Raw genomic sequence first — 22,427 nt, 5'->3', positions numbered from 1 at the left:
CGTGCTACCCCTTCACGGCCCCCGCGGTCATCCCCGTGACGAGCCGCCGCTGCACGATGAGGAAGAACACGACCACCGGCACCGAGAACAACACGCTCGCAGCCATGAGCCCCCCGAAGTCGGTGCCCTTGTCCGTCGAGAACCCGGCGAGCCACACCGGCAGCGTGTACATCCCCTGGTCCTTGAGCATCACGTACGCGATCAAGTAGTCGTTCCACGCGGCGATGAACGCGAACACGCTCGTCGCGATCACGCCGGGCATCACCAGCGGGAACAGCACGCTCCGCAGGATCCGGAACGTGCCGGCCCCGTCCACCTTCGCGGCCTCCTCGATCTCGGTGGGCACCGCGACGAAGAACCCCCGCATCACCCAGATCGAGAACGGCAGCACGCTCGCGACGTAGGCCAGGATCAGCCCGACGTAGCTGTTCAGCAGCCCGAGCGTCTGGAACGACAGGAACAGCGGGATGAGCAACGCCCCGGACGGGATCATCTGCACGAACAGGATGGCCACCAGGATCACCCGACGACCGCGGAACCGGAAGCGTGACAGCGCCGCCGACGCCAGGAACCCGACGACGATCGACAGCAGCACCGCCGCCAGCACGACGATCGCCGAGTTCCGCAGGTACACCAGGAACCCGTCCTGTGTCAGCGCCCGGGTGAAGTTGTCGAGCGTCGGCCGGACGGGGAACCAGATCGGGGTGAGGGTGGTGACCTCGTCGGCCGGCTTGAACGCGGTGTTCACCATCCAGTAGATCGGGAACACCCACACCAGGCAGAACACCACGGCGATGGCGTTCGCCAGCACGCGCGGCCGGCGCCTGCGCTGGCGGACCGGCCGGGAGGCGCGGGTCGCCCCCGCCACGTCGGGCTGCGTCTCCGACGCGGTGGCGCCCGTCACACCGAGGGACGTCGTGGTCGTCACAGGTCCTCCTCCCCGCTGCGGACGAGCCGGCGGATGTAGTAGCTGGTGAGCACGCCGAGGATCACCGTCGAGATGACCGCGATCGCCGCGCCCTGGCCGTAGGCGTTCGACACGAAGGACTGCACGAAGGTCCAGATGCCGAGGGTCAGCGTCGCCTCCTCCGGGCCGCCGCGGGTGAGCAGCCAGATCTGGTTGAAGACGTTGAAGTCCCAGATCACCGACAGGATCGACACGAGCAGCAGCGTCGGGGCGAGCGCGGGCAGGGTGATCGCGCGGTACATCGTCCACGTCGTGGCCCCGTCGAGGGCGCCGGCCTCGTAGTACTCCGGGGCGATCTGCGACTGGGCCGCGTAGAGGGTGAGCGCCACGAAGGGCACGGCCTGCCAGATCACGAGCGTCAGGACGATCGTGTAGGCCTGCCCCGGGTGCGACGCCCAGTTGTCCTGGGTGTGGTCCCCGAAGACGCGCAGCTGCGTGATGACCCAGTTGAGCACCCCGTAGAAGGGCTGGAAGAGCCACTGCCACACCAGGCTCGACGCCACGTTCGGCATCGCCCACGCCAGGACGAGCACGACACTGACCACCGTGCGCATGACCACGCCGAGCCGGGTGAGCAGCTGCGCGACACCCATGCCGATCACGATCGTCCCGAGGACCATGGCTCCCGTCACCAGCACGGTGCGCAGGATGACCGGCCAGAAACTCGCGTCGGTGAGCACACCGGTGTAGTTCGCGAACCCCGCGAACCCGGCCTGCCCGGTGAAGATCGCCCGGAGTCCGTAGTCCTGGAACGAGATGACGACGAGCCGGACGAGCGGGTAGACGACGAGGGCGAGCAGGAGCAGTGCCGCCGGGGCGAGCAGGACGAGCGGCGCCCGCGACCCGACCGGCGACCGGCGCCGCGGACCGTTCCCGCCCTCGACACCCCGACCTCGCGACGGCCCCTGAACCGGACCGCCGCGGGCCCGCCCGCCGGTGACCGGCGCGGACTGCTCCGCGTCGGTCACCGGCTCCGCAGTGGACGTCATCGCCTACGGCTGCGCGTTCAGCGCGGTCGTGAGGTGCTTCGAGAAGCCCTCGGCGGCCTGCTCCGGCGACTTCCGGCCGGTGGCGACGTCGGCGAACATCGACTGGAACGAAGCGTCACCCTCGATGGTGGCCCAGCCCGGCGTGGCCGGGGTCGGTCGGCTCGTGCCGGCCGCCTCGAAGTACGGCTTGTGCAGCTCGTCGACGTCGCCGGCGACCGCGTCGAGCAGCTCGGTGGAGTTCGGCTCCCAGCCGTCGACCCCGAACACCTGGTCCTGCTGGAACTCCTTCGAGGTCAGGATCTTCAGGTAGTACAGCGCGAGCTCCTGGTTCTTCGCCTTGGCCGGGATCCCCAGGTCAGAGCCGCCGAGGAACACCGGCTGCGTCTTCCCCGCCGTGGACGACGGCATCGGGAACGTGCCGATGCGGTCGGCGAGCTCCGGCTTCGCCGTGGTGATCGAACCGATCTCCCAGGCGGACCCGAGGAACGCCGAGGTGTTCCCCTGTGCGAAGACGTCGCTCTGCGAGGGCTTGTCGGTGTTGATGTCCTGGGTCGACTTCGCGGAGTACGTGTTCTGGAAGTCCTTCCACGCCGTCAGCCCCTCGACGGCCTCGTCCGAGTCGAGCGTGCCGGTCCACTCGCCGCCGTCGTCCGTCGCGATCTCGCCGCCGGCGTCCCAGACCCACTGCAACCCGCCGTACCAGTACTGCCCGGGCATGTAGAAGGCCGAGAAGTCGCTCGCCGTGTTCGCTGCCTTGACCTTGTCGAGGGCGGCGGTGAGCTCCTCGTACGTGGTCGGCACGTCGGTGACCCCGGCGTCCTCCCAGACCTGCTTGTCGTAGATGACGGCGCGGTTGCCGGCGAACAGCGGGGCGCCGTAGAGCTTGCCGTCGACGGTGGCCGGACCCTCGAGCCCGGTCAGCCAGGTCTGGCCGTCCTTGAGCTCGTCGCGGTACGGCGTCAGGTCGGTCAGCCCGCCGGCCGCCGCGTAGACCGGCACCTGCGTGTTGCCGAGGTCGACGACGTCGGGGGCGTCGTCCTGCGCCAGTGCGGTGGTCAGCTTGGTGGTGATGCCGTCCCACTGCTGGGTCTGCACCTTCACCTTCGCCCCGGTGTCCTCGGTGAACTGCTCGGCGGCGGCGTCGAGCACCTTCTCGCTCAGGTCGCCGTTCATCATCCAGACGGTGATGGTCTTGCCCGTGCCATCGGGGGTGCCGATGGACTTCGTGCCACCGTCGGAAGCGGCGTTGCTCCCGGCGGAGCACCCGGTGAGGGCGAGCGCGCCGGCGAGGGCGAGCGCACCGAGTGCGGCGAAACGCGTACGTGTCACGATGACTCCCTTGGTCCGACCTTTATGAAAGGACGTTGCGTATTCGCAATAGAAGACCTTCGGGAGCACGTTGTCAACCGTTGGATCGGTCCCTGTGACCGCTTTCGATCCGCGTGTTTCCGGGGCGTCACGGATGTCGAACAGATCGACGCAGACGCTTGACGAGGTGGTCATGACCAGGCATGATCCGCGCTTCGCGAGCACGGCTCGAACGCGACGGACAGGAGGCCCGGCTCCGGTCCCGCGGACCGGCACCGGGCCTCCAGGCCGTCACGTCTCAGACGGCCGCCAGGGCGGATGTCGGCGGGATGCGCGCCGCGCGCGCCGCCGGGTAGAGCCCCGACACCCCGCCGATCACCACCGTGGCGCCGAGCCCGCCGGCGACCGCCCACACGGGCAGGGCCACGGGCCACCCCTGCGCCAGGGCGAACGCGATCGTGACCCCCACCCCGATCACGACCCCGGCTGCGCCGCCCAGCAACGACAGCAGCAGCGACTCGACCAGGAACTGGTCGCGGATGGAGCGCCGCCGGGCTCCGAGCGCCCGTCGGACCCCGACCTCGGCCCGGCGTTCGAGCACCGTGATGACCATCGTGTTCGCCACACCGATCCCGCCGACGAGCAGCGCGACGCCGCCGATGCCGACGAGCAGCCCGGTGAACGAGTCGTCGGTGGCGTCCTTCGCGGCGAGCGCGTCCGACGGGCGGGTGACCCCGACGTCCTGCGGCGCACCCGGTCGGACCGCGGCCGCGAGGACGTCACGGGCCGCTTCCACCCGCTCCGGGTCGACCCGCGTGTAGACGGCGGTCGGCGCCCCGTCGAACCCGAGCTGTCCGGCGAGCGCACGCGGCACGAACACGCTGTTGTCGAGTTCCGCGGCGAGCGCGAGCGGCCGGAGGACCCCGACCACCTGCACCCACTGTCCGCCGATCCACACCCGGGTGTCGGCACGGACGCGGTCGATGCCGAGCGCGGCGGCGGCCGCGTCCCCGAGCACGACCTGCGGCGCCGCGGTCCGGGCGTCGTCGATCCACCGCCCGGAGGCGAGCTCGCCGCCGAGCACCGCCGGCACGTCACCCCAGGCCGCGAGCACGGCGATGCCCTTCGTCTCCGGCGCCGGGACGAACCCGTTGCGGTAGACCCCGGCGCCCGGCACCGTGCCGACCGCGGCGGCGGACTCGACGTCGTCCTGCCGGTGCACCGACTCGAGCGCGGTGTCCGGCAGCGGCGGCGTCTCGCCGAACCCCTGGGCCTCGGTGACGGTGAGCACGTTCGTGCCGAGGGCGTCGAGGACCTGGTCGACCTCCGCCTTGCTCGACGACGAGATCCCGACGACCGCGATCATCGCCGCGATGCCGATGGCGATGCCGAGGGCCGACAGCACGACGCGTGCCGGCCGGGTCCGCAGGCCGAACACCCCGAGTCGGAGCAGGTCCGTCGGGCTGACGGTGCCCCGGGCGCTCACCGGTCGCCCCGGATCACGGCGGCGAGCGCGGCGGCCCCGCCCGCGGTGTCGTCCTGCGAGACGAGACCGTCCCGCATCCGGACCCGGCGGGGCAGCGATGCCGCGAGCTCGAGGTCGTGCGTGATGACGAGCACGGTGGTGCCGCCGTCGTTGAGCTCGCGCAGCAGTCCGAGGACCGCCGTGCCCGAGGCGGTGTCGAGCGCCCCGGTCGGCTCGTCCGCCAACAGGATCGTGGGCTCGCCGACGACGGCCCGGGCGATCGCGACCCGCTGCTTCTCACCGCCGGACAGCTGGTGCGGGCGGTGGTCGGCCCGGTGCCCGAGCCCGACCCGGCCGAGCGCCTCGACCGCGCGCCGGTGCCGGTCGCGGCGCGGGACCCCCGCGTAGAGCAGCCCGTCGGCGACGTTCTCGGCGGCGGTCGCCCCGGGCTGCAGGTGGAAGTGCTGGAACACGAAGCCGATGTGGTCGGCCCGCAGACGCGACAAGGCGTCGTCGGACATCGTGGCGACGTCGTTACCGGCGATCGTCACGGTGCCGGAGGTCGGCCGGTCGAGCGTCCCGACGATGTTGAGCATGGTCGACTTCCCGGACCCGGACGGCCCGACGACGGCGACGAGTTCCCCGGCCGTGACCTCGAGCGAGACGCCGCGGAGCGCGCCGACGTCGCCGTAGGTCTTCACGACGTCCGCGAGCGACAGGACGACCTCGCGGTCAGGCGCGGTGGTGCCGGTCATCCGGGCACCACCACCCGGTCGCCCGCGGCGACGTCGCCGGTGATCGCCACGCGGCCGCCGGCGGTGAACCCCGGCTCGACGGGCACGCGCTCGGTCGTGCCGTCCCGGCGGACCACGTCGACGGCGTAGTGGCCGCCGGAACCCGCGACGAGGGCCGAGACCGGCGCGGAGAGCACGCCCCGTTCGGTGGTGCCCTCCGCGTCGACCTGGGCAGAGGCCGCGGCCGGCAACTTGCGGTCGCCGGCGTCGAAGGACACCGAGACGACGACCTTGGTCCCGCCGTCCTCGTCGGTCTCGGGCTGGACGTCGGCGACCTCGCCGCGCATCGGGGCCCCCGTGCCGTTCACCCGGACGTCCACCCGGGTGCCGACCGCCAGCCGCTCGGCGTCGCGCTGCGACACGGTCGCCGAGACGATGCGCTCCGTGCTCGTGACCTGCAGCACGTCGCCGCCGCCGGTGCCCGCTGCCTCCGCGCCCGCGGCGCCGGTCGACCGACCGAGCTCGCCGTCCACCGACGCGACGCGCACGGCCCCGTCGACGAACGCGACGTCGGCCGCAGTCAGGACCCCGGTGACCTCGTGGTCCCGGTCCTCCTGCCACTGCCGCACCGCGGCCTGGGTCCGCGGCCCGAACTCCTCGTCGACGGACACGTCGTACCCCAGGGCCGCCAGGTTCTCGTTGAGCTGCCGCACGTCGGTGCCGTGCACCCCGCGGGACAGATCGCGCCACAGCGGTACCGTGCCGTACATCGACCGCACACCGCGCTCGTCGAGCGCGTACAGGTCCTCGTCCCGCTCGATGACGTCGCCGGGGCGGGGCAACCACGTGATCGTGCCGGCGGCCGCTGCGGGCACGCCCGTCGGGACGCCGTAGCCGAGGGTCCCGGCGAACACCTTCGAGTCGGTCAGGTCGCCCTTCGTGACGGTCGCGGTGGGTCCCGAGGAGGCGTCGTCCGAGGCCGCCGACGCCGACGACGGCTCCCCGGGGGCGACGGCCGCCCACGTGCCGAGCCCGACGCCGACGACGGCGACCAGGCAGACACCGACGACGAGCAGTCGTCGGCGACCGGGGCGGCTCACTCGCCGATCCCCGTCGTCTCGGACCCGAAGGCCTCCTCGTCGCACGCGCGCGCGACCTCGTCGAAGGCAGCCCGGTCGTCCGGCTGGTACGCCTGCCTGCCCGCCTCGTCGTCGGGGTAGTCGGAGAACCCGCCCTCGCGGATGCACGCCGCTGCCTGCCGCTGCTGCTCGGCCGCACCCTCCATCGGCTTCGCCATCTTCCCGTCCCCGGCACCCCCGCCGTCCCCGATGCACTCCTTGAGGTCGGCCTGGTACTGCTCCGGGTCGACGCCGTCCGGCGCACCGAACTGCGTCGTCTGGCCGCCGCTCGAGGGGTCCTCGATGTCGTACCCCTTGCCGCGCATGCACTCGGCGAACGTCGCGCCCTTGCCGGCCGACCCAGCGGTGTGACCCGAGGTGGCGCCGGCGGACCCGGTGTCCTCCGCGCTCGAGCACCCGGCGAGCAGTCCGGGCAGCAGGACGACGGCGACTGCTGCGGCGGCGAGGAGGGAGTGGGTCCGGCGGGTCTTCGTGGTGGTTGTCGTGTTCATGCCACCAGGACACCGGATCAGCTGTTTCGCCCGGCGTCTCCTCGGGGTTGCACCGGCGAAACACCGACGCGGACGACGAGTCCGCCGGTCGGTCGCGCGTCGACGGACAACGACCACCCGTGCGCCTGCACGACCGACGCCACGATCGACAGTCCGAGACCGCTGTGCCGCCCACCCTGCCGCGCTGACGAGCACCGCCGGAACGGCTCGACCAGGCGGGGTGCCTCGTCCGCCGGCACCGCGAGCCCGGAGTTCTCGACGACGATCCCGTCCGACGACGTCGTCACCCGGACGAACCCGCCGGGCTCGTTGTACTCGACGGCGTTGCCGACCAGGTTGCCGAGGAGCTGCCGCAGCAGCGTCGGCTCGCCGTCGACGACCAGGCCGGGAGGCCCGGTGCGGGCCTCCCGGGTCAGCGCGACCCCGACGTCGGCCGCGTTCCGGGCCGCCCCCGCGACCACCTCGGCGGTCACGTCGTCCACGTGGACCACCTGCGTCGTGCCGTCGAGCCCGCGGTCGGCCTCGGCGAGCACGAGCAGCGACTCGACCAGGTGCTCGGTCCGCCGGTTCTGCTCGAGGAGTTCGTCGCGGACGGCCCGGACGTCATCGGCGCCGACGTCGTCGTGCAACCCGATCTGCACGGCGGCCCGCTGCACCGCGAGCGGGGTCCGGAGCTCGTGCGAGGCCTGCGCCACGAACCGCCGCTGGCTCTCGAACGCCGTCTCGAGCCGGTCGAGCAGGTCGTCCACGGTGCGGGACAGCCGCCGGAGTTCGTCGTCGGGCCCGACCAGGGCGATCCGCTCGTGCAGGTTCGACGCGGTGATCCGGGTCGCGGTGGCGGTGATCCGGTCGATCGGGCGGAGCATCCGCCGGCTGACGAACCACCCGACACCACCCGCGAGCATCCCCGCGACGACGACCCCCACCGCCGACCACTGCCACTGCAGCGCGTTCGCCTCGGTGACGACGCGGAGGGTCGTCTGCGACGCACCGATCCGCTCGGGGGTGATCGGGACGGCGGACGGGATCCGGGTCGCCGGCCCGCCGTCCCGACCGAGCACGGGCAGCGTCCGAGCGAACGACTGCTGGGACGCCAGGTTGACGAACACCAGCACGGCGGTGGTGAGCACCATCGAGGCCACGGCGAAGGCGAAGGCCGTCCGGACGCGGATGGTGAGCGTCCGCGTCACAGGGCGTACCCCTGCCCCGGCACCGTCCGGATCGGGTCGGGGTGGCCGAGCTTCCGCCGGAGCTTCGACATCGTCACCCGGACGGCGGCGGTGAACGGGTCGACGTTCATGTCCCAGACCTTCTCGAGCAGTTCCTCGGCCGAGACGATCCGGCCGTCCGCGCGCAGCAGGGTCTCGAGCACGCCGAGCTCCTTCGCGGTGAGGTCGAGCGGGCGACCGTCACGCGTCGCCATCCGCCGGTTCGTGTCGAGGAGCAGGCCGGCACGTTCGAGCACCGGTGCAACGGGTGCGACGCTCCGGCGGCCGAGCGCCCGGACCCGCGCGACGAGCTCCGGGTACTCGAACGGCTTCGTCAGGTAGTCGTCGGCACCGAGTTCCAGGCCGTTCACCCGGTCGGTCAGCGTCGTCGCCGCGGTGAGCATGAGGATCCGGGTCAGGCTCTCCCGGGCCGCCAGCCGCCGCGCGACCTCGTCGCCGTGCATGCCCGGCAGGTCCCGGTCGAGCACGACGACGTCGTAGTCGTTCACCGCCAGGAGCTCGTCGGCCTGGTCGCCGCGGTGGGCGACGTCGACCGCCATGCCCTGCCGGGTCAACCCCGTCGCGACGAGGTCGGCGAGGGCTTGCTCATCATCCACCACGAGTACACGCACTGATGTATTGCAGGTGATGTTCCTACGAGGGAACTGGGAGCACGGCGACGGCGCCGGTCCGCTCGTCCACCCGGACCACGAAGGTGGCGGCCGTCGGCAGCGGGACGGTCAGGAGCGGCAGGGCGTGGATGCTCACGAGGTCCATGCTCCGACCATGACGGTCGGAGGGTTTCTCCGGTGTTGCGCGTGCGGCTCACGCGTCGAACGGCACCTCGCCGTGGTCGCTCACGCCCGCGCGCTGCCGGTACGACAGGTGTCCGCCCAGGTACCCGCCGACGCTGACGACCGCGAGTCCCGCGAAGCCGAGCACCTTGCCCGCTCCGTGGTTTCCCCGCTTGCGCTGCAGCCAGGACAGCCCGTACAGCGACAGCCCCACCCAGTTCACGGCCTGGTGCACCCATCCTGTGCGCAGCTGCTCGCGGTTCAGCTCGGACCAGTCGACGTAGCCGGCGACCGAGGCACTGCCCGCGGACACCACGCCGACGCCGACCAGGGTCTTCGCGGCCTTCGCGTTGCCCTTCCCGCCGAGCAGGTCCAGGACAGCCGCCGAGATCCAGGCGCCGAGCGGGACCTGCACCATGAGCGGGTGGATCGGGTGGCCGAACGGCACGCCGTGCAGCAGCTGCCGCAGGGCCTTCGGCTTGGCGAGGGCGTTCACGACGGCACGGTCGACGTCGACGGCCTTGTCGAGGACGCTCGCGTGCTCGACGGCGTCGGTGAGGCGGCGGATCGCGCGGATCTCAGGCATGTCGTGGACGCTAGACGGAACGGCCCGTCACCGATCCCAGGAACCGGTGACGGGCCTCCCGTCCGTCCGCAGCGTCTGCTGCGTTACTCCTCGACGATCTCGGCGAGCTCGAACGGCTCGACCGTCAGGCCGTCGCCGTCCGCGGCGACGTCGACCCGGACGGTGTCGCCGTCACGGACGTCGCCGGACAGGATGGCGCGCGCCAGCTGGTCGTCGATCTGTCGCTGCATCAGGCGCCGCAGCGGCCGTGCGCCGTACACCGGGTCGTAGCCGCGCTCCGCGAGCCAGCCACGGGCCTGCGGGGTGACCGCGAGCTCGAGCCGGCGGTCGGTCAGGCGACGGGCGAGGCGGTCGACGTCGAGCGACACGATCTGCCCGAGGTCCTCGGCGGTCAGGGCATGGAACACCACGATGTCGTCGAGCCGGTTGATGAACTCCGGCCGGAACGCCTGCTGCACGAGCTCGCGGACGGACTCCTCCCGCTGCACGTCGGTCAGCGTCATGTCCGTCATGAACTGCGAACCGAGGTTCGACGTCAGCACCAGGATCGTGTTCCGGAAGTCGACCGTGCGGCCCTGCCCGTCGGTCAGTCGGCCGTCGTCGAGCACCTGCAGCAGCACGTCGAACACCTCGGGGTGGGCCTTCTCGATCTCGTCGAGCAGGATCACCGAGTACGGGCGTCGACGGACGGCCTCGGTCAGCTGCCCGCCGGACTCGTACCCGACGTACCCGGGCGGGGCACCGATGAGCCGCGACACCGAGTGCTTCTCGCCGTACTCGCTCATGTCGATGCGGACGAGGGCCTTCTCGTCGTCGAACAGGAACTCGGCGAGCGCCTTGGCGAGCTCGGTCTTGCCGACACCGGTGGGCCCGAGGAACAGGAACGACCCCGTCGGGCGGTCCGGGTCGGAGATGCCCGCACGGGTGCGCCGTACGGCCTCGGACACGGTGGACACGGCGGTGCGCTGCCCGATGATCCGACGGCCGAGCTCGCTCTCCAGGTGCAGGAGCTTCTCGGTCTCGCCCTGCAGCAGGCGACCGAGCGGGATGCCCGTCCACTGTGCGATGACGGCGGCGATGTCCTCGTCGGTGACGCTGTCGTTCACCATGCGGTCGGTGCTCCCGGCCCGCTCGGCGGCGGCGAGCTCGGCCTCGATGCGGGGCTTCTCGCCGTACTCCAGGCGGGACACGAGCTCGTAGTCGGCCTCGCGCTGGGCACGCTGCGACCGCATGTTCAGGTCGTCCAGCTGCTGCTTGAGCTCACCGATGCGGTTCAGGCTGGCGCGCTCGGTCTGCCAGCGCTGCTCGAGCTCGGCCAGCCGCTCCTCGCGGGTGTGCAGCTCGTTCCGCAGGGTCTCGAGGCGGGCCTTCGAGGCGTCGTCCTTCTCCTGCTTCAGCGCGAACTCCTCGACGCGCAGGCGGTCGACGTTGCGCTTCAGCTCGTCGATCTCGACGGGGCTCGAGTCGATCTCCATGCGGAGTCGACTCGCGGCCTCGTCGATGAGGTCGATGGCCTTGTCGGGCAGCTGTCGCCCAGAGATGTACCGGTTCGACAGGCTCGCGGCGGCGACGAGCGCGGAGTCGTTGATCGTCACCTTGTGGTGCGCCTCGTAGCGCTCCTTGAGCCCGCGCAGGATCGCCACGGCGTCCTCGACGCTCGGTTCGCCGACGTAGACCTGCTGGAAGCGGCGCTCGAGCGCGGCGTCCTTCTCGATGTACTCGCGGTACTCGTCGAGGGTGGTCGCGCCGATGAGCCGGAGCTCACCACGCGCGAGCATGGGCTTGAGCATGTTCGACGCCGCGACGGACCCCTCGCCGCCGCCGGCACCCATCAGGGTGTGCAGCTCGTCGATGAACGTGATGACCTGGCCGTCGGAGTCGTTGATCTCCTTGAGCACGGACTTGAGCCGCTCCTCGAACTCGCCGCGGTACTTCGCGCCGGCGATGAGGGCGGAGATGTCGAGCGACACGAGCCGCTTGTCCTTCAGGGAGTCGGCGACGTCGCCGGCGACGATGCGCTGCGCGAGCCCCTCGACGACGGCGGTCTTGCCGACGCCGGGCTCGCCGATGAGCACGGGGTTGTTCTTGGTGCGGCGCGTCAGCACCTGGGAGACGCGCCGGATCTCGGCGTCGCGTCCGATCACCGGGTCGAGCTTGCCGCTGCGGGCGATCGCGGTGAGGTCGACACCGAACTGCTCGAGGGCGGTCTTCTGCCGCTCCTGCGAGTCAGCGGCACCCTGGAGGTTCGCCATGCGTTCCGTCCTTTCGTTGCGGTGGTCTCGTACTTGAGTCTACTCCACTCAACTTACGTGGGCGCGGGGACATTCCTGATCCCGAGCGCACTGACCACGGCGCCGGCCAGCAGCAGCAGCGCCATCACCACCATCGCCCGGTGCAGGCCGTCGACGCTCACCCCGCCGCCGAGCACCACACCCGCGAGCGCCACCGTGACGAGTCCGGCGATCCGGGCGATCGCGTTGTTCACCGCGGAGCCGGCACCCGCGTCGGCCTGCGGCACGGACCCGAGCACCGCGCTCGTCAACGGGGTGACCATCAGGGCGATGCCCGCGCCGACGAGCACCAGGCCGGGCAGCACGGACCACCAGTACCCGGCGGGGTCCTCCCCGGCGAGGAGCATGAGGAGCGCCCCACCGGCACCGATCGCGGGACCGGCGGCCATGAACCACCGCGGCCCCCACTTCCCGGCCAGGGACCCCACCGCGGTCGAGAGCGCCAGGAGCATCACCGTCGGGGGCAGCGTCGCGAGGCCCGCGAGCCAGGCCGGGTACCGCCAGACCTCCTGCAGGAACAGCGTCACCACGAAGAAGACCATGCCGAGCGCGCCGTAGATCGACAGGGTCGCCAGGTTGCCCACCGTGAAGTTCCGCGCCCGGAAGAGCCCGAGCGGCACCAGCGGAGCGCCGGTCGTCCTGGTGACCCGGAGCTCCCACGGCACGAACGCCGCGAGCGCCAGGGCACCGAGCACGAGTGCCCCGACGACCACGGGCGCGTCCCAGCCGAGCCGTTCCTGCTCGATGAGCCCGAGCACGACACCACCGACCCCGACGACGGCGAGCACGGCGCCGACCACGTCGACACGCGGCCGGGTCGCCGGGTGCACGTCTCCGGTGATGCGCAGCGCCAGCGGGATCGTGACCGCGATCGGCACGGCCGTCAGCACGAAGATCCAGCGCCACCCGATGCCGTCCACCACGAGCCCGCCGACCACCGGGCCCAGGATCATCGCGGCGCTCGACCATGCCGTCCAGGTGCCGATGGCCCGGGCCTGCGCCGCCCCGCGGAAGGCCGCGACGATGAGCGCGAGCGCACTCGGTGTGACCAGTGCCCCGCCGACGCCCTGCAGTGCCCGGGCGACGATGAGCACCTCGCCGGTCGGAGCGATCGCGCACGCGACCGAGGCGATCCCGAACACGACCATCCCCCACGTGATGATCCGCACGCGCCCGAACAGGTCGGACAACGACCCCGCGACCAGGATGAGCGAGCCGAGGGTCACCAGGTACGCGTCGACGACCCACTGCTGCACGACGAGCCCGCCGCCGAGCTCGTCGCGGATCGCGGGGAGCGCCACGTTCACGACGCTCCCGTCGAGCCCGACCACGAACGAGGCCAGGATCGCGACCACGAGCACGATCCGCCGGTCGTCGCGGAGCGGGGCGGCGGCGTGCGGCGCAGGAGCGGTCATGGTGCTCATCCTGCCGCTCCCGCTCGCTCCCCGCCCGACGGTCGACCCGGGAACGCCGAAGCCCCCGCGACCGCTGGGGTCGCGGGGGCTTCGGTCGACCCGGGAGCGCCGAAGCCCCCGCGACCGATGGGGTCGCGGGGGCTGCCGACAGGACGGGGCTGGGTGTCCTAGTTCTGGGAGTAGTTGCGGGAGTCGGCGTTCGGCTGCACCGAGGGACCGGGGTTCACCACGGGCTGTGCGACGGGAGCGGCGGGCTCGGCGACCGTGTTGTTGACGGTACCGGTGGGTGCCGTGCCGTCGGCCTTGGCCTTCTTCTCGTCGTCCGACATCTCCTTCTTGAAGATGTTGATCGACTGGCCGAGGCCCTTGGCGAGTGCCGGCAGCTTGGTCGCGCCGAACAGCAGGATGACGATCCCGAGGATGACCAGCAGGTGTACGCCGCCGAGGTTTCCGAGCATCATGACTCCTTGATCTGGAACTGGTCGCCGTTCGTGTGGGTCGTCATCGATCCACGCGGCGGAAGTCCGTGTGCAGCCATCGTAACTCCCCCGCCGTCGGATGCCCAGGTCGGCCCGGGAACGGACACCGTTCGCCCAGGCAAGCGCGTCAGTAGGCCCCGCGCGACCGGAGGACCGACGGCACCGTCCGGGCGAGGATCACCAGATCGTGCACGAACGACCAGTTCTCGACGTAGTGCAGGTCGAGCCGCACACCCTCGGCCCAGTCGAGGTCGGACCGACCACTCACCTGCCACAGGCCCGTGATCCCGGGGGTGACCAACAGGCGACGGTCGGCGAAGTCCTCGTACAGGGCGACCTCGCACGGCAGCGCCGGACGCGGTCCGACCAGGCTCATCGACCCGGTCAGCACGTTCCACAGTTGCGGGAGCTCGTCGAGCGAGGTCCGGCGCAGGAACGCCCCGACCCGGGTGACGCGGGGGTCGTCCTTCATCTTGAAGAGCGGACCGGCCCCGTCGTTCGCCACCCGCAGGGCGGTCACCCGCGCCTCGGCGTCGACGCACATGGTGCGGAACTTGACGATCGAGAACTCCTCGCCCCCGCGGCCGACCCGCACCTGTCGGAAGAACACGGGACCGCCGTCGTCCAGCCGGATCACCAGGGCGATGACCGCCAGCACCGGGGCGAGTGCCAGCAGCCCGAGGGCCGCCCCGACCAGGTCCAGGGCGCGCTTGCCCGTGCGGCGCCGGTAGTCCGGGGTCTCGACGTGCATCAGCGGCAGGCCGTCGACGGGGCGCTCGTGCACGCGGCCGGCAGCGACGTCGGCCAGGGGCGAGGAGACCACGAGCTCGACGCCGTGCTCCTCGAGCTGCCATCCGAGCCGCCGCAGACGCTCGTGCCCGCCACGGACCGCGCCGGCGACGACGACCGCCGACACCCCCTCGGCCCTCGCCCGGCCGAGCACGTCGTCGATGCCGCCGACCACCGGCGCCGACGCCGCCCCCAGGTCCACCACGGTGCCGATCGGTTCGCAGTCGGTGACCACCGCGTGGACCCGGTAGCCGGCGCTGGGCGTGGCGGCGATGCGGCGGCCGACGTACCGGACGTCCTCGGAGTCCCCGACGATCAGGACGTCCTGCAGGCGCCCACCCCTGGCCCTGGTGCGCGCCAGCGCGGTGCGGACCGCCTTGCGACCGAGCGACAGGAGCACCAGGCCGAGCGGGAACGCGATGGCGACGTACCCGCGCGCCAGGTCGATCTGCGCGACGTAGGCGACGACCGCCACCCCGGCCACCGCGACGAGGCTCGCGGTGACGAGCCGGCGGTACTCGTCCCCGCCGGTGCCGACGATGCGGGGGTCACGCGTGCGGAACGCCGCGAGCAGCACCATCCAGACCAGGACGATCGCCGGTGCGGTGGCGAACTCCATCCAGCCGACCCGGGGACGCACCGACGGCAGTTCCCCGGGGAAGCGCACGACGTGCGCCACGGCGAACGCGACCAGCAGCAGGGCCAGGTCGAGCGCCGCCACCGTGGGAGCGAGGCCAGGACGAGCGTGCGCGGGTCCGTCCGGGCGCTGCGCCCCGAGGGTGGGCGTGGTTCGTGGACGGATCGCGAGCGACAACGTGGGACCTCCTGTCGACCGGATCGACGAGGGGTCGTCCGGACGCCGGAGTCGTTCGGGTCACGACAGCGAGCGGCGCACCACCAAATATATCACCGTGATGTTCTGGACATCAACGGGCGAGCACGCGGTCCAGACTCCACAGCACCGGCTCCGACCGCAACGCCGGCACGTCCGTCTCGGCGACCCCGGTGATCCGGAACACCACCCGCTCGCCCGGCAGCAGCGTCATGAACCCACGGTCCACCGCTCCCGTCGGCGACACCCGGTCCGGCTGCACCAGCAGGTCGCGCACGAGCGAGTCGGCCTCGACGATCAGGTCGAGACCACCGTCGAACGGCGTGAAGGTGGTGCGGTACTGAGCCGGCGCCCACCGCATCGAGTGGTCGGGCCCCGGCGTCCAGACGGCGCGGTGCCAGTCCATGTCGGCGACGATCAGCTCGTTCGTGGGGTCGTCGACGACGCCGACCGACTCCGGCAACGCCACGACGACCACGCCGGCGCGTTCGGACCGGACCGGCAGCGACACCTCGGCCAGGATCGCGCCCGCCGTGGTCACGCGGCGCACCCGCACGACGCTGTCCTGACCGCTGCGCGACGACCGCACGGCGATCTCCACCGGCGAGGCGCCGAAGGCGCCGGGCGAGACCCCGAACGACAGCGTGTCCGCGAGCGTGCCCAGCTCGGCCGTCTCGCTGCCGTCGGCCGCGTGGTCAGGGCGATCCGGGCCTCCAGTCCGAGCGCCGGCTGCGGTGACGTCCGCGGCGACGTCGGACACCGGACGGATGGTCAGCAGTACGTCGTCGTACAGGCGGCGCAGCTCGTGCGCGAGCGGCTTCAGCCGCCCGGCCGAGTCGATCGCCGACCACGACGACACCGGCCACAGGTCGTTGAGCTGCCACATCACGACACCGGTGTTCCGCGGCCAGTGCGTGCGCCAGTGCTCGACGCCCGTCGCGACGGCGCGGGCCTGCTGCAGCTGGGTCAGGTAGTGCCACCGGTCGAACGAGGCGGGGTCGACCGTGCCGAACCGCGGCTCGATCCCGCGGGCGAGCTTCGCCATGCCGTCGGCGGCCTTCTGGTGGTGCAGGACGCCGGGCGAGTCGACCCGCAGCACGTCGTCGGCGACGCCCTCGCGCAGCGTCCGCCACGCGGGCGGCGCCTGCCAGCCGAACTCGGACACGAACCGCGGCACGGACTCGCGGTACGCCGTGTCCGGCAGCCGGTTCCAGGGGTCCCACGAGTGGTGGGTCTCGTGGTCGACGTCGTTCGCGGGGAGCGACTCGTCGCCGGACCACGGCGAGGCCACGGTGTAGAAGCGCGAGGGATCGACGGCGTCGACGATCGTGGGCAGCAGGTCGAGGTAGTAGTCGAGGCCCCAGCCGCGGTCACCCAGGGACGACCCCCAGCCGTCGGCGTCGTGCAGCCAGATGTTCTCGTTGTTGCCGTTCCAGACCACCAGGGACGGGTGCCGCGCGAGCCGGGCGACGTTGTCGCGCGCCTCGGCGATGACCTCGCTGCGGATCGGTTCGACCTCCGGGTAGGCCGAGCAGGCGAAGGGGAAGTCCTGCCAGACGAGCAACCCGAGTTCGTCGCAGACCTCGTAGAAGTCGCGCGACTCGTACACGCCGCCGCCCCACACGCGCACCAGGTTCGTGCCGAGCGACGCCGCCGCCCGCAGCCGGGACTCGAGCCGCGACCGGTCCACGCGCGAGACGATCACGTCGTCCGGGATCCAGTTCACGCCACGGACGTCGATCAGGGTCCCGTTGACGTGGATGCCGAACGGGCGGCCGACGCGGTCTGCCTGGGTGTCGATGCGCGTCGAGCGGAAACCGGTGCGGAAGGTGTCGCGGTCCAGCACCTCGCCGTCGACGGTCTGCAGCTCGACGACCACGTCGTACTGGGCTTGGTCGCCGTACCCACGCGGCCACCAGCGTCGAGCGTCCGGCACGCGCACCGTCACGACCGTCTCGTCGTCCTTGGGGGTCAGCTGTGCCCGCGACCGCTGCCGGGTGGCGCCGCCGTCCTCCGTCGTGCCGCTGACGGTGACGACGAGCACCAGGTCGTCGTCCTCGCCGTCCTGGTCCAGGTCGGCGGTGTTCTCGCCGAAGCGTGACGGGCCGGAGCGCTCGACGGTGATGTGCGTGTCGAGCACGCCCTCGCCCGCCTCGACGTCCACCAGCGGGCGCACCTCGCGCAGCCTCGCCGTGGACCACCGCTCGATCGCGACGGGACGCCACGGGCCGCTGGTCACGGCCGTGAGTCCCCAGTCCCAGCCGAAGTTCGCGGCCATCTTGCGCACGTACGGGAACGGTTCGTCGTACGGACCGGGCATGCTGCCGGCCTTCGCCGCCACCCGTCCGGCCTCGCGGTACGGCGACTCGAACAGGATCTCCAGGTCCTTCGAGCCCGGGCCGGACGCTCCGGACTGCACCCGTGCGTCGAACCGGTAGCGCCGGTGCATGTTCCGGGTGGTGCCGACGACCACCCCGTCCAGGCTCAGCTCGGCCACGGTGTCCAGGCCGTCGCACACCAGGTCGACGCGCTCGTGCCCGCGCGGATCGACGTCCACCGTGCGTCGGTACGCCCAGTCGGCGCGGCCGACCCACCCCGCCGCCTGCTCGTTCAGGTGGAAGGTCGGGTCGGGCAGCAGCCCCTCGCGCTCCAGGTCGGTGTGCACCTGTCCCGGCACGGACGCCGGGATGGCGCGACCCGCGACACCGTCCGGCGCGCCGGTCCCTCCGGCCAGGGTCACGGTCCAGCCGTCGCGGAGTTCCTCACGGTCGAGGGTCATGCGGGTCCTTCTCTGGGTGCACGGGATGTCCGTCCACCTCGGTCGGGACGCCGGCCGGCGGCCCGCCCCGTGGCCGATCGGTCGGCCTGGAGGCGCGGCACCGGTTGCCCGGGCGTCGTCGCGTCGCGCGCGCGGACGGGTTGCGCTCGCGCGGAGGGTGCTCAGCGATGCTAGTACGCCGATGCCATCAGCACCCTCCGTGGTGACACGGTCGGCGGCGTGCGGCAGGGTGGGGACGTGATCACCGTCGAACTCGCCCGAGCACTCCGCGACGCCGGCCTGCGCTGGCACCCCGAGACCGGCGACCGGTTCGTGATCGACAAGCCCGAGGCCGACGGCGACGTCTACACGGTGTCCGAGATGACCGTCGAGCGGCACGACTCCCCCACGGGCACGATCCTCGGCTTCAACGGCACGACCGAGTGGGCGCTCGACTCGGTCACGGCCGACGAGTCGCTCTGGCTCCCGCGCGAGGACCAGCTGCGGGAGCTGCTCGGGCGGTCGTTCGTCGGGCTCACCCGCGTGCAGCTCGGCGACCGCGTCGTGCACACCGTCACCGCGACGATCGGTGGGGTCGACCGGAGCTTCGCGTCGGAGGACCCCGCGGTCGCGTACGGGCAGGCGCTGCAGGCGTACATCCGCGCCGCGCTCGACTGACACGCCCGGCCACGGCTCCTGGGCGTTCCTGGAATGCCCGCTGCACGCCGTTTGGTTGCATGGGGTCATGACCGTTCCGAACATCACCCTGAACGACGGCAAGACCATCCCGCAGCTCGGCTTCGGCGTCTTCCAGATCGACCCCTCCGAGACGAAGGCCGCGACCCTGGCCGCGCTCGAGGTCGGCTACCGCCACATCGACACCGCTGAGATGTACGGCAACGAGAAGGAGGTCGGCGAGGCGATCGCCGAGTCCGGCATCGACCGTTCCGAGATCTTCGTCACCTCGAAGCTCAACAACGGCTTCCACGCCCCCGAGGCGGCGCTGGAGAACGGCAAGAAGTCGGCCGACCTGCTCGGCGGCTACACCGACCTGTTCCTCATCCACTGGCCGCTGCCCACCGTGTCGGACTTCGTGCCGACCTGGAAGGCCCTCGAGGAGCTGTACCACGCCGGCACCGCCCGCTCGATCGGTGTCTCGAACTTCCAGGCGCACCACCTGCACCGCCTGCGCGCCGAGACCGACGTGCCGCCGTCGGTCAACCAGATCGAGGTGCACCCGTACCTGGTGCAGGACGAGCTCCGCGCCGTGAACCGCGAGCTCGGCATCGCGACCGAGGCCTGGTCGCCGATCGCGCAGGGCCTCGTGCTCGACGACGAGACCATCACCCGGATCGCGGCGTCGGTCGGCAAGAGCCCCGCGCAGGTCGTGCTCCGCTGGCACATCCAGCGTGGCGACATCGTGTTCCCGAAGTCGGTCACCCGTGCCCGCGTCGAGGAGAACTTCGCGATCTTCGACTTCGAGCTCTCCGACGACGACGTGACGGCGATCACCTCGCTCGACAAGGGCCACCGCACCGGCCCGGACCCCGACACGTTCGACTACGTCCCGGCCTGATCAGCCCCCTTCCCGACAGGAGCCGTCCGCACCGCGGGCGGCTCCTGTCGCGTCGCGCCTGTCGCGACGGCGCCGGATACGCTGCACGACGAGGGGGTGGCGATGTCCACGGAGACCGACCGGGCGCAGAGGTTCGACGACGCCTACCGGACCGTCCTCGGCGCCGCCCGCGACGGATCGCTCGAGCGGGACGTCGACCACGACGAGCTCGTGCTCTCCGGGCGCTTCGGGCTCGATCCGGTGGTGCTGCACGCGGTGCTCGAGCGACTCACCGACGTCGGACTCGTGACGGTCGTCACCGACGGCACCGTCCGCTTCGGCACGCTGTCGGTGCCGGCGTGGAACGACAACGGCCACCTGCTCGTCGGTCTGATGGAGGGTGTGCTGCGATCCGCACGGACGGCAGCGACACCGGCGTCGGCAGCGGCACCGACGCCCTCCGACGCCGCTGCGCACGACGCCGTGTTCGGTGCCCTGCGCCGAGCAGCCGCGTTGCGCACCCCCGATCTCGACCCCGCGTTCTGGGCGTCGCTGCGGTTCTGGATCGACCGCTCCCCCAACGCCGCGCTCACCGGGCTGGCCCGCGGCGCCCTCGAACGCGTCCGCTTCGGCGCGAGTCCCTCCGTCCCGTTCCGGACCACCGCGGTCGAGGACTGGGCCGCGGCGTCCGACCGGGCGCTGCGGTACCCGTCGCCCCGGACGGCAGAACGCGCCGCCCACGTCCTCGCCCGGGTGTGGGACGAGCAGCTGACTGCCGTCGCGTCGAGCCTCGGTTCCACCCCCGCAGACCTCCGCACCGTGACGTCGGCGTCGGCCGACGTGCCGACCTGGGCCGCGTGGCAACCGGACGAGCTGTGGTGGGACCTGCTCGCGATGGTGCGCGACGGCACCCTCGAGCGTGGACGGACCCACCCGATGCCGGACGTCGCCGCACGCCTCCGCACGTCGGCGCGCACCCTGGCGCCGACGTTCCGTCGACTCGAGCTCATGGGGCTGGTCGACCGGTCACCGGACGACCCTGACGCCGTCCGGATCGCGGACCCCGGCGTGCAGCACTGGATCGACTCCCTGCAGCTCGCCACCACCCTCACCGAGATGTGCGCGCGGGCAGCCGTCCCGACGCTCTCCGCCGACGGTCGAACCGAACTGCACCGGGTCGTCGCCACGGTGCGGCAGTACGCGCGGACCCGCGACTACGCCTTCGCCGTCGGCATGGTCGAGCTGTCCCGCACCCTGAGTCGGCACACTCCGAACCCCTGGATCGCCGGCAACATGCGTCTGGCCATCAGTCGGCTCGCGTTCGTGTTCGACGAGGCCCCACCGCTCCGGCAGTGGGCCGTGGACGACGTGCTCACGCTGCTCGACGAGGCGATCGACATCGGCGACCCCGACCTCGCCAGTGCGGCCGTGCACGCCCTCGCCGTGCACTACGACGCGCACGTGCTCGAGGTCACCGCCCGGTGGCGACCGACGCCGTGACCGTGAACTTCTCCGTCCGCAGCACCTGCCGCGTCGGCCCGACCAGACGCTCGAGCACCGGCCGGTAGCGCAGGTGCGAGTTCCAGACGCACCACAGTTCACCGCCGGCCTGGAGGATCGTGGCCGCGTTCCGGAACATCGCCTCGGCCGCGTCGGTGGTCACCGTGGTGTCCGCGTGGAACGGCGGGTTGCAGAGCACCAGCTGGGCCGATCCGGAGGCGAGCTCGTCGCCGGCGTCGGCCCGCACCACCGTCACCCGGTCGCCCACGCCGTTGGCGTCGGCCGTGGCCCGGGTCGACTCGACCGCGATCCGCGAGACGTCGGTCGCGATCACCTGCACGCTCGGACGCCGGAGCGCCACGGCAGCGGCGACGACGCCGTTGCCGGACCCCAGGTCCACGACGGTCCGCGCCGTCGGGACCGCGTCGTCCATCGCCTCGAGCAGCACCCGCGTGCCCTGGTCGAGCGAGGTCCCGGCGAACACGCCGCCGTGCGCGACGATCGTCATGCCGAGCTCGTCCACGTGCACCGCCCGCGGCCACGGCGCGGTCGTCGCCGCGCGGTCCGCCTGCGCACGCAGCGGGTCCTGCGCGATGAGCAGGCGGGACTTCCCGCGCCCCCGTGACGCGGTGACCTCGCCGAACGACCGCCGCAGCACGTCGTTCTGCGACACGTGCATGTACTTCACGTTCCCGCCGCACAGCAGCACGACGTCGGGCGCCGCGAACCGCGCGACGGCCCGGGCGATCTCGTCCAGCCGGTCGTGCGACTTCGACAGGCGGAGCACCACGAGCCGGACGTCCCGGAAGGCGTCCTCGAACGATGCTGGGTGCCGGAACCCGCGGATGCCGAACGTGCCGGCGTTCGCCTCGAGTGCCCGCTGCCCCACCAGGGAGTCCTGCACCACCCGGACGTCCTTCGCCCCGTGCTGGGTGATGAGTCCGAGGGTCAGGACACCGTGACGATCGTCGACGACCGCGACCTCGCCGGGCTGCCGGAGTGCGTCGCCGTGCACGTGCGGCGCCTCGTCGATGAGGAACCGGTCGGTGCCGTCGATCGCGATGAGGTCCGGGGCGGAGTCGTCGCGGCGGCGGAAGAGGTCGGCGAAGTCTGGCACCGCGTCAGCG

The 22,427-nt window shown here is 72.0% G+C and carries 20 protein-coding genes; 3 read left to right on the top strand and 17 right to left on the bottom strand.

Annotated elements, in window-relative coordinates:
- Window positions 1-4: 4 nt before the first annotated feature.
- From I8920_RS02305 to I8920_RS02235, 16 genes are all read right to left on the bottom strand, one after another.
- Entirely contained in the window at window positions 5-928 is a 924-nt protein-coding gene (locus I8920_RS02305; protein WP_225557539.1) for a carbohydrate ABC transporter permease, read from the bottom strand.
- The gene (locus I8920_RS02300) at window positions 925-1,956 is read right to left on the bottom strand and encodes a carbohydrate ABC transporter permease (RefSeq protein WP_198657583.1); all 1,032 of its coding nucleotides are present in this window, start codon (window positions 1,954-1,956) and stop codon (window positions 925-927) included. The genes I8920_RS02305 and I8920_RS02300 overlap by 4 nt, the downstream gene beginning before the upstream one ends.
- Window positions 1,957-1,959: 3 nt before the next feature.
- On the bottom strand, window positions 1,960-3,285 hold the full coding sequence (locus I8920_RS02295) for a sugar ABC transporter substrate-binding protein (protein WP_198657582.1): 1,326 nt from the start codon (window positions 3,283-3,285) through the stop codon (window positions 1,960-1,962).
- A gap of 277 nt (window positions 3,286-3,562) precedes the next feature.
- Window positions 3,563-4,750 (bottom strand): ABC transporter permease, encoded by a 1,188-nt coding sequence (locus I8920_RS02290; protein ID WP_198657581.1) that lies wholly within the window; start codon window positions 4,748-4,750, stop codon window positions 3,563-3,565.
- Complete coding sequence (locus I8920_RS02285; protein ID WP_198657580.1) at window positions 4,747-5,484, bottom strand: ABC transporter ATP-binding protein; 738 nt, start codon at window positions 5,482-5,484, stop codon at window positions 4,747-4,749. The genes I8920_RS02290 and I8920_RS02285 overlap by 4 nt, the downstream gene beginning before the upstream one ends.
- The gene (locus I8920_RS02280) at window positions 5,481-6,563 is read right to left on the bottom strand and encodes a peptidoglycan-binding protein (RefSeq protein ID WP_198657579.1); all 1,083 of its coding nucleotides are present in this window, start codon (window positions 6,561-6,563) and stop codon (window positions 5,481-5,483) included. Before I8920_RS02280 ends, I8920_RS02285 begins: the two co-directional genes overlap by 4 nt.
- On the bottom strand, window positions 6,560-7,093 hold the full coding sequence (locus I8920_RS02275) for a hypothetical protein (protein ID WP_198657578.1): 534 nt from the start codon (window positions 7,091-7,093) through the stop codon (window positions 6,560-6,562). The genes I8920_RS02280 and I8920_RS02275 overlap by 4 nt, the downstream gene beginning before the upstream one ends.
- 17 nt (window positions 7,094-7,110) lie before the next feature.
- Window positions 7,111-8,283: a sensor histidine kinase gene (locus I8920_RS02270; protein ID WP_198657577.1), complete on the bottom strand. Its 1,173-nt coding sequence runs from the start codon at window positions 8,281-8,283 to the stop codon at window positions 7,111-7,113.
- On the bottom strand, window positions 8,280-8,933 hold the full coding sequence (locus tag I8920_RS02265) for a response regulator transcription factor (protein WP_198657576.1): 654 nt from the start codon (window positions 8,931-8,933) through the stop codon (window positions 8,280-8,282). The genes I8920_RS02270 and I8920_RS02265 overlap by 4 nt, the downstream gene beginning before the upstream one ends.
- A 22-nt stretch (window positions 8,934-8,955) precedes the next feature.
- Window positions 8,956-9,078 carry a hypothetical protein gene (locus I8920_RS16275; protein ID WP_263867076.1) on the bottom strand — a complete coding sequence of 41 codons (123 nt, stop codon included), beginning with the start codon at window positions 9,076-9,078 and terminating at the stop codon, window positions 8,956-8,958.
- A gap of 48 nt (window positions 9,079-9,126) precedes the next feature.
- A complete protein-coding gene (locus tag I8920_RS02260; RefSeq protein ID WP_198657575.1) occupies window positions 9,127-9,681 on the bottom strand; it encodes a DUF2231 domain-containing protein in 555 nt (184 codons plus the stop codon).
- 83 nt (window positions 9,682-9,764) lie between these two features.
- Complete coding sequence (locus tag I8920_RS02255; RefSeq protein ID WP_198657574.1) at window positions 9,765-11,933, bottom strand: ATP-dependent Clp protease ATP-binding subunit; 2,169 nt, start codon at window positions 11,931-11,933, stop codon at window positions 9,765-9,767.
- A gap of 53 nt (window positions 11,934-11,986) precedes the next feature.
- Entirely contained in the window at window positions 11,987-13,387 is a 1,401-nt protein-coding gene (locus I8920_RS02250; RefSeq protein WP_198657573.1) for an MFS transporter, read from the bottom strand.
- Between the two features lie 167 nt (window positions 13,388-13,554).
- Window positions 13,555-13,848: a Sec-independent protein translocase subunit TatA gene (locus I8920_RS02245; RefSeq protein ID WP_232832794.1), complete on the bottom strand. Its 294-nt coding sequence runs from the start codon at window positions 13,846-13,848 to the stop codon at window positions 13,555-13,557.
- A gap of 145 nt (window positions 13,849-13,993) precedes the next feature.
- Complete coding sequence (locus tag I8920_RS02240) at window positions 13,994-15,376, bottom strand: sugar transferase (RefSeq protein ID WP_198657572.1); 1,383 nt, start codon at window positions 15,374-15,376, stop codon at window positions 13,994-13,996.
- A 205-nt stretch (window positions 15,377-15,581) separates the two neighbouring features.
- Window positions 15,582-18,266 carry a glycoside hydrolase family 2 protein gene (locus I8920_RS02235; RefSeq protein WP_198657571.1) on the bottom strand — a complete coding sequence of 895 codons (2,685 nt, stop codon included), beginning with the start codon at window positions 18,264-18,266 and terminating at the stop codon, window positions 15,582-15,584.
- Between the two features lie 237 nt (window positions 18,267-18,503).
- On the opposite strand from I8920_RS02235, the gene I8920_RS02230 reads away from it, so the two are divergent.
- The 3 genes from I8920_RS02230 (at window position 18,504) to I8920_RS02220 (ending at window position 21,300) form a co-directional block, all read left to right on the top strand.
- Entirely contained in the window at window positions 18,504-18,923 is a 420-nt protein-coding gene (locus I8920_RS02230; protein ID WP_198657570.1) for a pilus assembly protein CpaE, read from the top strand.
- Window positions 18,924-18,990: 67 nt separating this feature from the next.
- Window positions 18,991-19,821 (top strand): aldo/keto reductase, encoded by an 831-nt coding sequence (locus tag I8920_RS02225; RefSeq protein WP_198657569.1) that lies wholly within the window; start codon window positions 18,991-18,993, stop codon window positions 19,819-19,821.
- Between the two features lie 102 nt (window positions 19,822-19,923).
- Window positions 19,924-21,300 carry a hypothetical protein gene (locus I8920_RS02220; protein WP_198657568.1) on the top strand — a complete coding sequence of 459 codons (1,377 nt, stop codon included), beginning with the start codon at window positions 19,924-19,926 and terminating at the stop codon, window positions 21,298-21,300.
- Here the strand turns inward: I8920_RS02220 and I8920_RS02215 are convergent.
- Window positions 21,272-22,417: a class I SAM-dependent methyltransferase gene (locus I8920_RS02215; RefSeq protein WP_198657567.1), complete on the bottom strand. Its 1,146-nt coding sequence runs from the start codon at window positions 22,415-22,417 to the stop codon at window positions 21,272-21,274. The genes I8920_RS02220 and I8920_RS02215 overlap by 29 nt on opposite strands.
- Between the last annotated feature and the right edge of the window lie 10 nt (window positions 22,418-22,427).

The sequence above is a fragment of the Curtobacterium sp. YC1 genome, assembly GCF_016267665.1.
In the GTDB taxonomy this organism is placed as follows: Bacteria; Actinomycetota; Actinomycetes; order Actinomycetales; family Microbacteriaceae; genus Curtobacterium.
Note: the sequence above shows the minus strand (reverse complement) of the source record. Positions and strands in the feature narration are given on the sequence as shown.